The 14717-nt window shown below is 68.5% G+C and carries 15 protein-coding genes; 8 read left to right on the top strand and 7 right to left on the bottom strand.

Annotation, left to right across the window (positions count from 1 at the left end; translation table 11 throughout):
* Nucleotides 1–458 precede the first annotated feature (458 nt).
* From VFZ20_RS31715 to VFZ20_RS31700, 4 genes are read left to right on the top strand one after another with little or no spacing between them, the layout of a single operon-like run.
* A complete protein-coding gene (locus VFZ20_RS31715) occupies nucleotides 459–947 on the top strand; it encodes a hypothetical protein (RefSeq protein WP_329687989.1) in 489 nt (162 codons plus the stop codon).
* A gap of 16 nt (nucleotides 948–963) precedes the next feature.
* A complete protein-coding gene (locus tag VFZ20_RS31710) occupies nucleotides 964–1428 on the top strand; it encodes a phage holin family protein (RefSeq protein WP_329687988.1) in 465 nt (154 codons plus the stop codon).
* Nucleotides 1425–2189 carry a hypothetical protein gene (locus VFZ20_RS31705; RefSeq protein ID WP_329687987.1) on the top strand — a complete coding sequence of 255 codons (765 nt, stop codon included), beginning with the start codon at nucleotides 1425–1427 and terminating at the stop codon, nucleotides 2187–2189. Before VFZ20_RS31710 ends, VFZ20_RS31705 begins: the two co-directional genes overlap by 4 nt.
* Before the next feature lie 4 nt (nucleotides 2190–2193).
* Nucleotides 2194–2469, top strand: a complete 276-nt coding sequence (locus VFZ20_RS31700) for an acylphosphatase (protein WP_329687986.1) — start codon at nucleotides 2194–2196, stop codon at nucleotides 2467–2469.
* A 242-nt stretch (nucleotides 2470–2711) separates the two neighbouring features.
* Here the strand turns inward: VFZ20_RS31700 and mnmE are convergent, their stop codons facing one another.
* Together mnmE and VFZ20_RS31690 are read right to left on the bottom strand one after the other, a co-directional pair.
* A complete protein-coding gene (mnmE, locus tag VFZ20_RS31695) occupies nucleotides 2712–4103 on the bottom strand; it encodes a tRNA uridine-5-carboxymethylaminomethyl(34) synthesis GTPase MnmE (RefSeq protein WP_329687985.1) in 1392 nt (463 codons plus the stop codon).
* A 213-nt stretch (nucleotides 4104–4316) separates the two neighbouring features.
* Nucleotides 4317–5777, bottom strand: a complete 1461-nt coding sequence (locus VFZ20_RS31690) for an ATP-binding protein (protein ID WP_329687984.1) — start codon at nucleotides 5775–5777, stop codon at nucleotides 4317–4319.
* Between the two features lie 369 nt (nucleotides 5778–6146).
* Here VFZ20_RS31690 and VFZ20_RS31685 point away from each other — a divergent pair, with 369 nt between their 5' ends.
* The 3 genes from VFZ20_RS31685 to VFZ20_RS31675 all read left to right on the top strand — a co-directional run bounded on the left by VFZ20_RS31685 (nucleotide 6147) and on the right by VFZ20_RS31675 (nucleotide 8825).
* Nucleotides 6147–7493: a hypothetical protein gene (locus VFZ20_RS31685; RefSeq protein ID WP_329687983.1), complete on the top strand. Its 1347-nt coding sequence runs from the start codon at nucleotides 6147–6149 to the stop codon at nucleotides 7491–7493.
* Between the two features lie 200 nt (nucleotides 7494–7693).
* A complete protein-coding gene (locus VFZ20_RS31680; protein WP_329687982.1) occupies nucleotides 7694–8056 on the top strand; it encodes a hypothetical protein in 363 nt (120 codons plus the stop codon).
* On the top strand, nucleotides 8043–8825 hold the full coding sequence (locus VFZ20_RS31675; RefSeq protein WP_329687981.1) for a hypothetical protein: 783 nt from the start codon (nucleotides 8043–8045) through the stop codon (nucleotides 8823–8825). The genes VFZ20_RS31680 and VFZ20_RS31675 overlap by 14 nt, the downstream gene beginning before the upstream one ends.
* A 243-nt stretch (nucleotides 8826–9068) precedes the next feature.
* Here VFZ20_RS31675 and yidC read toward each other — a convergent pair whose 3' ends face one another.
* From yidC to VFZ20_RS31650, 5 genes are all read right to left on the bottom strand, one after another.
* Nucleotides 9069–10805 carry a membrane protein insertase YidC gene (yidC, locus tag VFZ20_RS31670; protein ID WP_329687980.1) on the bottom strand — a complete coding sequence of 579 codons (1737 nt, stop codon included), beginning with the start codon at nucleotides 10803–10805 and terminating at the stop codon, nucleotides 9069–9071.
* A 50-nt stretch (nucleotides 10806–10855) separates the two neighbouring features.
* Entirely contained in the window at nucleotides 10856–11053 is a 198-nt protein-coding gene (yidD, locus tag VFZ20_RS31665) for a membrane protein insertion efficiency factor YidD (protein ID WP_414682965.1), read from the bottom strand.
* The gene (gene rnpA / locus VFZ20_RS31660) at nucleotides 11050–11442 is read right to left on the bottom strand and encodes a ribonuclease P protein component (RefSeq protein WP_329687978.1); all 393 of its coding nucleotides are present in this window, start codon (nucleotides 11440–11442) and stop codon (nucleotides 11050–11052) included. The genes yidD and rnpA overlap by 4 nt, the downstream gene beginning before the upstream one ends.
* Nucleotides 11443–11465: 23 nt before the next feature.
* Complete coding sequence (gene rpmH / locus VFZ20_RS31655; protein WP_329687977.1) at nucleotides 11466–11618, bottom strand: 50S ribosomal protein L34; 153 nt, start codon at nucleotides 11616–11618, stop codon at nucleotides 11466–11468.
* A 218-nt stretch (nucleotides 11619–11836) separates the two neighbouring features.
* Entirely contained in the window at nucleotides 11837–12742 is a 906-nt protein-coding gene (locus VFZ20_RS31650; RefSeq protein WP_329687976.1) for a phosphotransferase, read from the bottom strand.
* A gap of 375 nt (nucleotides 12743–13117) precedes the next feature.
* Between VFZ20_RS31650 and dnaA the strand changes: the two genes are divergently transcribed.
* Nucleotides 13118–14530 carry a chromosomal replication initiator protein DnaA gene (dnaA, locus tag VFZ20_RS31645; RefSeq protein ID WP_329687975.1) on the top strand — a complete coding sequence of 471 codons (1413 nt, stop codon included), beginning with the start codon at nucleotides 13118–13120 and terminating at the stop codon, nucleotides 14528–14530.
* Nucleotides 14531–14717: the final 187 nt, after the last annotated feature.

The following is a 14717-nucleotide window of genomic DNA, read 5'->3' as shown; positions in this document are numbered from 1 at the left end:
CACATCAAGCGGCTGCGACATGTGACGCTCTGGCGAGTCGAAGTGTGAACGGTGTTCACCACACACTAGTCCACGGCGTCAACTACCACCAGGTACACGACCCGAAAGTGCGAAAGTGCGAAAGTGCGAAAGTGCGAAAGTAACGGCACTTACGCGCGGCCATGCTGGCTCGACGCGTTCCATACATCACGTGGGGAGGAGTGTTCCACGTGGAACATTTTCCTCGCGTGGGGCGGTGCGCGTGGGGAGGAATCTACCAGCAAGGGCAGGGAATAGGTAATAGGGAATAGGGAATAGCCCGCAACAGCGCTCCGGGCCCGGTCACGCACTCACAACGCGCTGTCGCGGCTCCACTTTCGCACTTTCGCACTCCCGCACTTTCGCACTTCCCTCCCTGGCATACGTGTTGCACCCCGGGGTGCTCCCAACTTCGGGAAACCAGCAACAGGGAGGGGTAGATGCAGGACGAGCGGAACTTCGGAACCGCTGGCAGCGGCACCGGCGGCACCGGGAGCGGGCTGGGCTCTTCCGCCAGCGGCTTTTCCGGTTCCACGGGCGGCTCTACCAGCGGCATGGGCACCGGCTCCACCAGCAGCATGGGCGCCACGGGCAGCACCGGGAGCACCAGCGGCGGCGGCACCGCCACCCTGGACGAGCTCAAGCAGCGCGCCGACGGCCTGATGGACACGGCGGCCGAGAAGCTGGAAGAGGTGGCCGAGAAGGTCGACTCCGTCGCGGGGCTGATCCCCAAGAAGGGCGTCGGCGGGCAGGCCAACGCGTACGGCCACACGGCCGCCGACACGCTGGAGAGCGTCGCGCGCTGGCTGCGCGACAACGACACGGCCACGCTTCAGCGCGAGCTGGGCGGCCTGGTGGCCAACCGGCCCCTGAGCATGGTGCTGCTGGCGGTGGGCGCCGGGTTCGTGGCCGGCAAGGTCCTGCGCTAAACCGGGAGGCATCATCATGGCGGACCTGAACGTGACACCGTCCCGAACGGACGACGGGCGGCCCATGGCAGGCGGGAGCGGTGAACCCGCCCTGGGCGAGCTTTTCCGGCAGCTGGCGCAGGACAGCGCCACGCTGGTCCGCCAGGAGATGACCCTGGCCAAGGCCGAGCTCAAGTCCAACGTAAAGAGCGTGGCCCGCGACGCGGTCATGGTGGGCGTGGGCGGCATCCTGGCGCTGGTGGGCGCTCTGGTGCTGCTGGCCTTCCTGGTGGTGGCGCTGGGCGACGCGCTGGACAACTACTGGCTGGGCGCGCTGATCGTGGGCGCCGTCTTTGTGATCGTGGGCGGCCTGCTGGTGATGAGCAACCTCAAGAAGCTCAAGCACGAAGAGGTGGCGCCCACCCGCACCCTGGAGACTCTCAAGGAGGACAAGCAATGGCTGCAGAGCGAGATCAAGCAGGCTCGGCGGGACCTGGCATGAGCGGCACCGGGCGTGACGCGGGCGGCATGAACGCCGGCACCTCGGGCTCCAGCGCCATGGGCGACCGCGGGCTGGGGAGCGCCGAGGTGCACACGGGCCTGCACAGCGGCGGCACCGACCAGTACTCGGGCCTCCAGTTTGCCGGGCACGAGCAGGACACCGGCAACAGCCGCCTGCGCGGCGTGGCCGACGCCGTCCGCGACCGCATTCCCGAGGGCGTGCGCAACCTGGGCGCCAAGGCGGGCGGCGCCACGTCGGGGGTGCGCGAGCGCCTGAGCGGCGTGAACGACCGCACCACGGGCATGCTGGAAAGCCGCGGCCTGCTGGACCGGCTGCGCGACAACCCGCTCCCCGTGCTGGGCGTGGCCTTCGCCTTGGGCTTCCTGCTCTCGGGGCGAGACGATGACGACGACTTCGAGCCCACCCGTGCCTCTCGCGCCCGCAGCGAGCTGCGCAGCGCGCTGATGGCCGGGGTCACCGCCGGCATCGCGCAGGGCGCCCGCGGGTTCCTGGGCGAGGCCAGCACGGAGGGAGGCAGCTTCCTCAACACGCTGCTGGACAACCTGGTGGGCGGCAAGGGCGGCGCGCAGACCGGCGGCAGCCGCTCCGGCGGTCCGTCGCGCGCCGGCGGCACGGGCGGGAGCTCGTACGGCTCGGGCGGCGGCAGCCGCGCCGGGACCACGGGCGGAAGCACGGCGGGCCGCTCGGGCTCGTACAGCGGCGGCAGCACGGGCCGTCCGCCCAGCCACCAGGAATACTGAGCACGTGGCGCAGGCCGGCTTTCGCGTGACCGGCCGGGTGCAGGGAGTGGGGTTCCGCTGGTGGACCCGCTCCCTCGCCACGGAGCTGGGCCTGACCGGGGCCGTCCGCAACCTCGCGGACGGCTCCGTCGCCGTTCACGCCCGCGGATCGGACGCGCAGCTCGCCGAGCTGCGCGCGCGCCTGGCCAAGGGTCCGCCCGGCGCCCGCGTCACCGACGTGGAATCCGTCCCCTTCGAGGCCGAGGACATCCGCGAGGGCGAGTTCGACATCCTTCGCTGATTTCCGAACAACTTCCGAAGAAAATCGGCTTTCGAGATTCGCGATCAGCGCACGATCGCGGATTTCCGAATCCTCCGCATCGTCCCGAGAGCCCAAACGCGCCAGAAGCGATTTTCGAGCGGGTTTTGGCGAGCTGCGCCGACGGTGGCTCGTAAACGGATGGATTGGGCAGATGACGACGGAGGCGCGGCAGGGAGTTCCCCGCCGCGCCTCCGTTCGTCGCTCTGGAGGAAGATCTTCTTCTACTTGCCTACGCAGAAGGAGCCGAAGACGCGATCCAGCACGTCGTCCACGCTCACGGCGCCGACCAGGCCCTCCAGGGCGGCGACGGCGTCGCGAAGGTGGGTCGCCGCGAACTCCATCGGCACGGCGGCGTCCATCGCGTCCAGAAAGGCGGCGACCTCGTCGCGCGCGGCGCGGAGCGCGCGGGCGTGGCGCTCGCGTGTGACGAGCGGCGCCTCGCCCGGCTCGCCCAGGATCCCACCGAACGCCTTCCGAAGGAGCGCGCGCCGCAGCTCCGCGATGCCGTCCCCCGTCGCGGCCGAGACCTCGACCGTCACCGCGTCCGTCATCTCGCGATCCGCATCCGCCAGGGCATCCGCGTGGGCGTCGGACTTGGTGCGGACGAGGACCAGCCAGTCGGCGGGGATGTCCGCCATGAACGCGGCCTCATCCGCATCCACCGATCGTCCCGCCTCCACGCAGAACAGCACCAGGTCCGCGGCCTGGAGGTAGCGCCGCGCCACCTCGATGCCTATCCCCTCCACCACGTCGCCCGTCTCGCGCAGGCCGGCCGTGTCGACGAGGCGAAACGGGTAGCCTTCCACGGACACGGAGGCTTCCAGCGCGTCGCGCGTGGTCCCCGGGATGTTGGTGACGATGGCGCGCTCCGTCCCCAGCAGCGCGTTGAACAGCGACGACTTGCCGCTGTTGGGCCGGCCGGCGAGCACCGTGAGCGCGCCTTCGCGCAGCAGCTCGCCTTCCGGCGCGGTGGCCAGCAGCGACTCGATACGGGCGATGACGTCGCGGGCAGAGGCCTGGATGCGCGCCGGGGGAACGGGCGGCTCGTCCTCTTCCGGAAAGTCGATGGAGTACGCGATGAGCGCCTCCGTGCCGATCACCGCGTCGCGCAGCTCGGATACGCGGCGCGACAGGCCGCGCTCCATCTGGTGCACGGCCGCGCGGTGCAGCGCCCGCGAGCGCCCGTCGATGAGGTCCGCGACGGCCTCGGCCTGCAGCAGGTCCAGCTTGCCGTTGAGGTACGCACGGCGGGTGAACTCGCCCGGCTCCGCGGCGCGCGCGCCGGCCGCCAGCAGCGCGTCCAGCACCAGCTGCGGCGTCAGCACGCCGCCGTGCGTGGCGATTTCCAGCACGTCCTCGCCCGTGTAGCTGGCCGGCGCGGCAAAGTACGTCACCAGGCCGCGGTCCAGCAGCTCGCCGCTTTCCGGGTGCCGCAGCGCCGTCAGCCGCTGCGCCCGCGGCCGCACCTCGCCGATGCCCGGCGCGATGCGGTGCAACACGCCCAGCGCATCCGGCCCGGAAACGCGCAGCAAGGCCACCGCGCCGCGTCCCTGCGGCGTGGCGATGGCGGCGATGGTATCGGAGGGAAGGGCAGACGTCGTCGATGTAAGCATGCCTGCATGATCGCAGGCGATGCGCGCCAACGAAAGTCCGTGAGCTCGGAATTCAGTTCCGAAACCGACGTGCATCAATCACGATGTTGTGCACGTGCTGTAGCGACGGATTCCGATCAAATAAACCGCATCGCGAAATTCGCAGGATTGCTCGTCGTTTAAACACCGATCCTCCATTCAGCAGCTCGTCGATCAAATAACCATCAAATAGGCTCACGCCCAATACGGTACGTAACGCGCGTGCTTCCGTGAGCGGTTATCCAGATCGTCAGCTTTAATGAGACCTGCCTCTAGCGTTTCGTTGATGATGCGCGACGCCATCGCCGAATTCTTGACATCGATTCCGAAGCGATCACGCAGGCTCGAGTTCGTGAGATACTTGCGCGCGATAAACTGCAGCCCAGCATGCTGGTAGCAGGCGCGAATCCGCTCGGTGCGATCCATCTGCGGAAACGGGCGCGGAGCATAGAGCACCGTGACCGTGTGCTCGTCACTCATGCGAAAGTCTGGTGGTGGAAGCTGATACACTTCCGCCTGCCGAACCACTTTGTCGATCCCGCTTCCACGTTCCTCGCAAATGCCCAAGCGACGAAGTAGCGCCGCGAGTTTCTCGTTGCGGGACCTGGGTGTTGCGTCCAAAAACCGCTGCGGATCGATCAAGGGCCGCCCAGGATTGCTGATTTCCATTCGACCATCGAAAACCTCGATGACCGGACCAGTCCCGGTAAGGAGAAAATCCTGGTGAATGAGCGCGTTAGCGACTAGCTCGCGAACCGCGAGGGGCGGATACAGCGTGACCTGCGTACGCAACGCCTTCTCGATTACCTCATTGGAAGGCAGGAGCGCGTCCATCGTCTCCAGAAGCCGCTTGAACCCGCTCGCATATCCTTCGGCGCTGACGAATTCCTTGCTCGAATCGTATCGCGCCTCACCCGTATACAGGATGAGACGAACGGCTTTGCGCTCCAAGCCGAGCGGTTTTAGCTGGCGCGCGAATGCAATCGCACCGAGGTTGGTGATGTCATAGCCGCCGGCGTTCCTGCGGATCACACCTTCGTCGACCATGCGGTCGCAAATGGCGCCCGAAGAACCCGGAACGGGTAAACCGGCCAAATCGAAATAGGCTTCGCAGGCGAGCAGACGCACGACTTCGTCCGCGCTAACACCTCCCAGCGCGATGTCATCCTCGAACGACCTGCGCGAGAAGCGCAGCCAGAGCTTCCTCTCCTTCTCAAAGTGACCTCTCAGCTTTGTCTTGCTGCTCCCAATCCGGATGTACTCCTCCCCTTCAAAGGAGACCGGGGCAGTAGAGGCGGAGGGAACCTGTAGAACCACCACGTGCTTGCCATCGATGTTCTCTTCGCGAAAGCGAAAATCAACTCGCGGGTTGAGCGCATGGGCCAGCCAGATCTCAAGGAGCTGATTACCTCGCTTCGCAGTTTTGGGCGAAAACGTTGTTCCCACCACTGCTGCCGTGGCGTCATCGATCCCCCAGATCATGAAGCCAGCATTTTCGCCGTGAAGCGCCGCCGAGTTCGCCAGAGCAGAGATGTATTGGCCGATCTCCGCAGGATCAGAGTTGTTCTGTTTGAATTCAACCCACTCCAGCTCATGCCCGTTGCTGAGCAAACGGGTAACCAAGCCAGCAACGTCCACGTTTTCCTCGTCGTACATCCGACCGGCTGGTTGAGAGTGTCTCTACGGGACGGTTCTTTTGTTCAGTTTACATCCCGGGCCGTAACAACGCTACCACACCGGCGATCGTGAGCACGGGTAGATATCCGCATGAACAATGGGGAATCCGGGCGCGGCTGTCCCTCTCATCCACTGACAAACGGATGAGGTGAGGACCGGAACGGCCCGCCCCACCTGCGGCGCAACCTCCCCAGCCGGAGGCGCGCCCGCGGGACGGCGTCAGCACGCAAGCGGACGCGTGGCAACGGCTTGTGATCCGGCAAGCTCCGGTTCACGCGGGGTACGCGGATTGCGGCCCGCCCGGCATCCCCCGCATCCCGCTCCACACCCGCACGCCGGCGCATCGCCTTGGGCAACCTGTTCTCCGAGATCTCGGGAAAGTTCAGCAAGAGCCTGATCTTTGGCTGCTTCTTTCCCGTCGTCTTCTTTCTGCTGCTGGACTGGATCTTCTTTCGTCCCTTCATCCCGCCCCTCAACGGCGCGGCGGGGGCGCTGGCGGCGCTGGATCCCAAGTGGCAGACAGTCGCCCTCGCGGGGCTGGCGGTGCTGTTCTCGGGCCTGCTCTACACGCTCAACCGCCCCATCACCCGCTTTTACGAGGGGTATCCCTGGCAGCACTCGCTCGTAGGCCAGTGGCGCAAGCGGCGGCAGGTGCGGCAGTGGAAGAAGACGCGCGGCCTGGCCCTGGGCGTGGACGCCGTCCTCCGCACACCTGAACCCGTCACGTCAGCCGCCAACCCACCCGCGACGGAAACGGCGGAGCAAAAGAAGGCGCGCGAACGGAGGGAGAAGAAGGACAGGCGGGAGCTCCAGGACAGGGAAGACACGCTTTCCGACCTGGGCGACGGAAGGCTGCGGGCGTTCCACCGGGCGTTTCCGTCCAGTGAAGGCTCCGTGCTGCCCACGCGGCTGGGCAACGTCATCCGCAGCTTCGAGGACTACCCGCAGCGGCAATACCGGATGTCCGCCATCTACCTGTGGCCGCGGCTGGTGGGCGTGATCGACAAGGAGTACGCGGCCGCCGCGGACGACGCCAAGAGCTCGTTCGACTTCATGATGAACGTCTCGTTCCTCAGCGGCGCCAGCGCGGGCGGGCTGCTGCTGCTGGGACTTGCGTCGCGGGGGATCTGGGGGCTGTCGCTGGCCTTCTGGCTGCAGGTGGCGGGGCTGATGATCGCCTGCTACGTGTTCTACGCCGGCTCCATCGGGCAGGCGATGGCGTGGGGCGACCTGGTGCGTGGCGCGTTTGACCTGTACCGCGGCAAGCTGCTGGCGCAGATGGGCTTCACGCAGAAGCCCGCCGACCTGAACGAGGAGCGGGCGCTGTGGCGGGCCATCTCGCTGCAGATGGTCTTTGGCGACCCGCCGGCACACACGGGGCTGCCCCTGCTGCGCTACGCGGAGGGCGGCACGTACGCCGTCGGCAGCCCCGCGAAGCCGCTGGACGTCTCGCGATCGGCCAAGCAGGTGGAGGGCGGATCGCAGACGTGCCTGCTGATCCACAACCCGTACAGGGCCGCGATCAGCGACGTGCGCGTGACGGACTCACTTCCCCCCGGCGAGCGCTACCTGTGGGGCTCGGCGCTGAGCGAGGGCGAGGCACTGACGGTCACGGGCACCGATCCCATCACCATCTCCGTGGGCGCGATGGAGCCGAACGAGCGGCGCATCGTGGTCTACCGGTCCACCAAGTAGGCGATCATGGCCGCGAAATCGAAGCCCCGGCGCGGGTTTGCCAGGCGCCTCAAGGACTCGAGGTCCAAGAGGCAGAAGCAGCTGGAGCGCCGGGCGACCGCGGCCGAGCGGCGGCGCAGAGCCATCGCGATCCGCTACGGCCTGGATGGCGACGACGACACCCGGGGCTACCCCCGGCCCAACCCGACAGGAAAGTGAGCATGGACCAGGATTACGTGACGCGCCTGGAGCAGCTGGCGGAGGAGCTCCACCGCGAGGCAGGCCGGTTGGAGATCCAGGGCCGCGCGCTTACCGCCGCGGAGATCCGCCGCGTGCAGGCGCTGCGGCGGGCGCAGGACTTCGTGCGGGAGGCGGCGTTCGTGCTGGCGTCCGCGGAGGATGCGCGGGACCAGGAGAGCGGCGTCACGCGCGGCGACGATGATCCGATCGTTCACGGAAGAATCCGCGACGGGTCGTCCAGCCTGTCGGGGGACGCTGATCGGGGTGGGCCGCTGGAGAACACCAGCCTCGCGGGCGACGACGACACGCCGGGGTACGGGCGGGGCAAGCGTGGCGAGCTCTAGGCGCGGCCCGTTCCGCAACCTGGACTTTGAAGCGGCGGAGCAGGAGCAGCTGCGACAGGCCGAACTCCCGGACGACGTGGCCGTCTGGGAAGCGGCGGGCACGCGGCCGGAGGAGCCGCTGGCGCACCTGGAGGCGGAGAGCGGTATCGGCCGCGCGCGGCTGCGCACCGTGCTGGCGGACGCGGGCCTGCGCGAGGTGGGTTCCACGCGGGGCGGCGTGGTGTCGCGCCACTGGCTGGACGCGGTGCTCGTTGGCGCGGTCGTGCTGGTGAGCTGGCTGGCCCTGCGCGAACCGGCCCATCCTTCACGGTCGCGCCACGTGCGAACGCGCGAGGCCATCGTCGCGTACCAGGTGCTGGACGCATCGCAGCTGGCAGACACCACGGCCCCCGCGCCCACCGGCGCCATCGCGTCCATCCCCACCGCGGCCGGGCGGATCGTGCTGCGGACGATTCCGAAGGGGCAGGCGGTCCGCAAGGACGACCTGGGCCCGCGCCTGGCCGCCGGCGCCATGGACGGGCGCGCGGTGATGATGATCACCGTCGCGCCCACGGACGCGCAGCCGCGCCCCGGTACACACGTGGGCCTGATGTTCACGCCGCGCACGCCGGGGAGCACCGGCGCCGTGCTCCCGGACGCGCTGGTGCTCGCGGCCACGCGCGCGGACTCCGCGCTGAACCTGCTCGTCGCACTGCGCCAGGCGGACCTCGCGACGGCTGCCGCGCTGCTGGGCAACGCCGAGGTGCACGTCGTCGCGACGCCGCCCTGATTCGCGGCAAGGAGAGTACGAGAACGGATTTCTCACGCAGAGCCGCAGAGGCGCGGAGTACTTCGTCGCGTGATGAAGTACTCTGCGTCCTCCGCGGCTCTGCGTGAGAAAATCAGTTGCAGTTCCTCTGCTGCCCCTGCTCCCTCTGCGTGAGAAAGCAGGAAAAGCCGGCCCACGCAAAAGCGCCCGCCCTCCACGAAGGAGAGCGGGCGCTTTCGCATCAGGCGTATCGGGCAGGATCCGTCAGCGCTTCTTGCGGTTGCGAGCCTCGGCGGCCTTCTTGGCCGCGTCCTCCGCCTTTTGCGCGTCCGTGGCGCGCCGGCGCTCCCTGGCAATCAGGATCTGCTGCGGCAGCGACGCCACGTTGGTCGACGCATAGTACAGGTTGAGGCCCGACGGCATCACGAAGAAGACGAAGCCCATGACCAGCGGCATGGTGTACATCATCATCCGCGTCTGCTCGTTCTGCTCCATCCCGCTCATCTTGGTGCTCACCCACTGCAGCGCGAACATGCTGGCCATGAGGAACACGGGAAGGATGTGCAGCGGGTCGCGCAGGGACAGGTCCGGCAACCAGGCAAAGCTCGTCCCGCGGAACTCGATGGCACCCTGGAACACGAAGAACAGGGTGATGAGCACCGGCATGGGGATGAGCATGGGCAGGCACCCCGATACCATGCTGAACGGATTCACCCCCAGCTCCGAGTACGTCGCCATCATCTCCTGGTTCATGCGGCCGGGATCGTTGGCGTACTTTTGCTGGATCTCCTTGATGCGCGCCTGCAGCACGGGCTGCACGGCCATGTTCTTCATCTGCGACCGCATGGCGCGCGCGTTGAGCGGCCACGTGGCCAAGCGCACGATGAAGCCGAACAGGATGAGCACCAGGCCGTACGACAGCCCCAGCGAGTGCATCTCCTTGAGGGCCCACAGCACCACGGCCGAGATGGGGCGCACGACGGGGCGCAGCCAGCGGTAGCCGTACGGGTTCACCTCCTCCAGCTCGTGGCCCACGGCCGCCAGGCGGTCGTGCTCCTGCGGGCCCAGGTACGCCTGCAGGGCAAACGTGCCGTTCGCCGGCAGCGGCTGCACCACGCGGCCCCGCGCGCGCGACGTGCGCAACGTGTCCTTGCCCACGGCGTACTTCACGTCCGTCGCCGGCTCCAGCAGCAGCTCGCTGAAGCGCGACGGGCCGGCGTTGATGACGGCCAGGAGGAAGTAGCGGTCCTTGATGCCGGCCCAGACGAGCGGCCCCGGGATGGTGTCCGGCATCTTGACCTTGGCGATGGGCGTGCGCCGGATCTTGTCGCGGTCCCAGCCCACGAACGCCAGCTCGCGCGCGCTGCCGTGGTCCGGCGCGTCGTGCGGGGCCAAGCCCGTGCCCATCTCCGTGATCAGCCGGCCGCCGGCGGGCACGCCCGTGATGCGCCCCTGCACGTCCACCAGGTACCCGTCCGGGCGAAAGGTGTAGGTGATCTCGGCGCGGGGGCCCGCGTTGGTGCTCACGAAGCGCAGCTGCTTCGGGGCGTCACCGGCGCGCAGGTCGATGCGGTCCGTGCTGGGCGCGAAGGTGACGTTGCGAAAGTCGATGGTGTCGCGGCCCACGGCCACGCGGTGCGCCAGCACGTCGCGGGCGCTGCGGGGCACCAGCTGCACGCTGCCGCCCTTTTGCACGTAGCTCTCAAAGCGCAGCAGCGTGGCCGCGTTGAGGGCCGCGCCGCGGGTGCTGAAGCGGTACTCGTACAGGGGCGAGCGCACCGTCACCAGGCGCTCGGGCTCCGTGCCGGCCGTGGGGCGCTGGACGGGCGTGGTGGCGGATGCGGCGGCGCCCGGCGCGGGCGCGGTGCCGACGGCCGCCGTGGCCGAGTCGGCGCCGGCGGGGCGGGGCTGCTGGGCGGGCGGCTGCACCAGCGCGTTCCATCCAAAGAGGAACACCGCCGCGATCACGAGAAACAGGACGAGCCTGCGGGTCTGGTCCATCGGAACGAATCCAACCGTGGCCGGAAGATGGATGAAGCCCCGTGCCCAGGTCAGGGCACGGGGTCGTAACCGCCCTTGCAGAACGGCTGGCAGCGGGCCAAGCGCTTTACGAGCAGCCAGCCGCCGCGCGCGGCCCCGTACCGCTGCACGGCCTCCAGGCCGTACTGCGAGCAGGTGGGCGCAAAGCGGCACGCCGGGGGTGTGAACGGCGAGATCCCCTTCTGGTAGAAGCGGATGGCCGCGATCATCGCGCGCGCGAGCACAGTTCCTCCGTGAGCGCGGCCACCTCGTCGCGCAGGCTTGCGAACGAGGCGGTGTAGGCTTCGGGACGGGCCCGCAGCAGTACGTCGGTCGCGGCCCCGCGGTTTCCGAGCCCGGGCAGCAGCACCGTGCGCCCCAGCTCGCGCAGCCGCCGCTTGAGGCGGTTGCGCTCCACGATGGTGCGCTTGTGCTTGGGCACGACCACGCCCAGACGGGCAAACGGAGCGGGGGAAGGGGAGACGAACGCGTCCAGGTGGCGCGTCTTGCTCCTCTTCCCCCGTCTGAACAGCGACCGGATCTCGTCCGACGCGGTGATCCGGGCCTGCCGCGGCAGGCCGAACCCCCCGCGCGCGCGGCCGCCGGAGGTCTCCTCCATGCGTCCGTGCGCGGCCCCGCCGCTCAGTACTTGCTCGGGACGCTGACGGCCAGCTTGTGGCGGCCCTTGCGGCGCCGGGCGTTCAGCACCTCGCGGCCGCCCTTGGTGGCCATCCGGGCGCGGAACCCGTGCTTGTTGATCCGCTTGCGGTTGCGCGGACGGTAACTCGGCTTCATCGGTCAAGACCCCTTCGGGTGTAAGGCTCGCGGCAAAGACCGTGAATGTAAACCCGATCGGCCCGTTCGTCAACCGGGCAGGTCTCTCGGGCGCAGGAACTTCGGAACTGCTTTCTCACGCAGAGCCGCGGAGAACGCAGAGAACGGCAGCTGCCAACTGCATTCTCACGCAGAGGGAGCAGGGGCAGCAGAGGAACTGCAACTGCCGGATCCGCGGCTCAGTCCGGCTCCAGCGCGCGGCGCATCCCGGCGAGGGCCTCGCGCAGGAGCGGGGCATCGTTCGTCGACTCCGCGAACCAGGCGAGGGCCGTGCAGTGGAACGCCGCCCGCAGCCGCGCCATCCGCAGCGTCCGCGCATCCACGGGGCCGTACGCGCGGAGAAAGATGTCACGGGCACGCGCCGGGAGAAAGGCGTAGAGGACCTTCAGGTCGAGGCCCGGATCGCCCACGTGCACGTCCCCCCAGTCGATCACGCCGGAAATCCGCCTTGCTTCATCAACGAGCAGGTGGCGGACGTACAGGTCGCCGTGCACGACGGCCGGCGTGGGCGAGAAGGGTGGAAGGGGGGCGTCGAACAGGTGGAGCCACGGCTCCGCGTCCGCGATGCGGCCGCGCGCCTGCAGGTGCGCCAGGCGAGCCTCCAGCTCCGGCATCCGCCGCGCGAACTCCGTCCGGCCCATCTCGTCCCCCGGCAGGCCCAGCCCGTCCGCCGGCGTGGCGTGCAGCGCGGCCAGAAAGGCGCCCAGCGGCCCCGCGGCCGCCCTCCGCTCCAGGTCCGTGGGGTTCGCCGCGTCCACCGGCACGCCGTCCAGCACCCGGTACCCGGCAAAGGGCCAGGGATAGCGCTCCATGGGGCGGCCGGCCCAGCGCGGGTCCGGCACGGGGAGGGGCAGACGGGCGGCCAGGATCGGCATCACCCGCGTCTCCCGCTCCAGCAGCGCGACCGTGCTCTGTTTGCGGGGAAAGCGAAAGACGAGGGCGCCGTCCACCAGGAACGCCGTGTTGTCCCATCCGCTGCCGAACGGCCGGATGCCACCCGCGCCCAACTCCGGGAACTGCTCCCGCACCAGCGACAGCGCCAGATCCGCCGTCACCTCCCGCTCCGCCCGCCACGGCTCCGTCATCGGCGATCACCTCTCACGAAGGGGGACGGCAGGAATCGGCGGCTCACGGAAGGGGCCTTAGAGGAGGGGCGAGGGAGAAACAAACGACGGGAGGAAGGTAGCAGTTCCGTGCGTCTGCTGCGGCGTCGGAAAGGGATTGGTGGACAATCCAACGAACGTTCATTGTGTGATCTTCGGAAGGATTTCGGAACTCTGCCAGATGCGCAGGCCGGGGGTTCCCGAAGGGATTCCGAGCCGTTGCGCAAGCCCCCCACCAACGCGGCTAAAACTATGCACTTACGGGGCTTTCTTGACTTTTCCACATCGCGTTTCTACGTTGCCGCGGTGCCGTTTCCTATCCGATCCGCCGTTCGTCCGTTACCGTCTGAAGTGTTGATGGAGCTCACCGCCGGGGAAATCTGGTCGCGCATCCTGGACAGTGCCAAGACCGCGCTACCGGAGCAGGCATTCCGGACCTGGCTGGCTCCCACGCAGGCGGTCGCCATCTCCAACGACCTGCTGGTGGTCGCCACCCCCAATCCGTTTGCCGTGGACTGGGTGGAGGACAAGTACGCCGGGCTGCTCACCAACATCGGTGAGCACCTGTTCGGGCGTCGCTTTACCCTCTCCGTCCAGTACCAGGGAAACGGCAAGGCTCCGTCCGTGCCCGCCATCGACCTCGCCCCGCCGTCCGTGACCCTGCCCGCCGCGCCCCGCACCGAGGCGCCGGCCGTGCACGCGGGCAGCGCCGCCGCGGATCCGCGCCCCGTGCTGGCGCCCCTGAACCCGCGGTACTCGTTCGACCGCTTCGTGGTCGGCAACAACAACCAGCTGGCCGCCGCGGCCGCGCACGGCGTGGCCGAGGCCCCCGCGCGCATGTACAACCCGCTGTTCATCTACGGCGGAGTGGGGCTGGGCAAGACGCACCTGATGCACGCCATCGGGCACACCATGCTGCAGCGCGACCCCTCCAAGCGGGTGATGTACCTGTCGTCGGAGCGGTTCACCAACGAGCTGGTGAGCGCCATCCAGGACGGCAGCATGGCGGAGTTTCGCCGGCAGTACCGCGCCTGCGACCTGCTGCTGGTGGACGACATCCAGTTCCTTGAAGGCAAGGAGCGCACGCAGGAGGAGTTCTTCCACACCTTCAACGCCCTGCACGACTCGCAAAAGCAGATCGTGCTCACGAGCGACCGCCCGCCCAGCGCCACGGGGCTGGAGGACCGGCTGGTCTCGCGCTTCGAGTGGGGGATGGTGGCCGACATCAAGCCGCCCGACTTCGAGACGCGCGTGGCCATCCTGCGGCGCAAGGTGGAAGAGGACAGCCTGGTGATCCACGACGCCGACGAGGTGCTCACGTTCATCGCCAAGCACAAGACGTCGTCCGTGCGCGAGATCGAGGGGGCCATGATCAAGCTGCTGGCGTACGGCAGCCTTACGCGGCGCCCCATCGACCTGTCCCTGGCGCGCGAGGCCCTGGGCGTGGGCCCCGGCACGGACGGCGGCGGGGGAGTCTCCGCGGGCGGGGTGACGCCGCAGCGGGTGCGCGACAAGGTGGCGCAGGCCTGGGGCACCACGTCCGAGGCGCTGCAGTCCAAGAAGCGCACCAAGGACCTGACCATCCCGCGACAGGTGGCCATGTACCTGATCAAGGAGATGTTCGACCTGGCGCTGGTGGAGATCGGCAAGCTGTTTGGCGGCCGCGACCACTCCACGGTCATCCACTCCATCGCCAAGGTGGAGGAGGAGATCTCCGCGGATCCCGCGTTCCGCCGGCGCATCGAGGAGCTGCGCGAGACGCTGCGGTGAACTGCAGTGCGTGAGTGCGTGAGTGCGTGTGTGCGTGAGTGCGGATGTGGTTCGGCGGGCGGGACGGGACGGTGTGGGTGGGACGGGGATTGCGACGGAGCGGGTGAACCCGCCGCTGGGACAGCCATAAGCCCCGTCTCAACTCGCTGACGCTCGCCGAACGAGGTTTCAACCGATCGGACGCGGC

The sequence above is a fragment of the Longimicrobium sp. genome (genome assembly GCF_036280135.1).
Lineage (GTDB): Bacteria > Gemmatimonadota > Gemmatimonadetes > Longimicrobiales > Longimicrobiaceae > Longimicrobium.
This window is presented reverse-complemented; position numbering and strand designations above follow the sequence as displayed.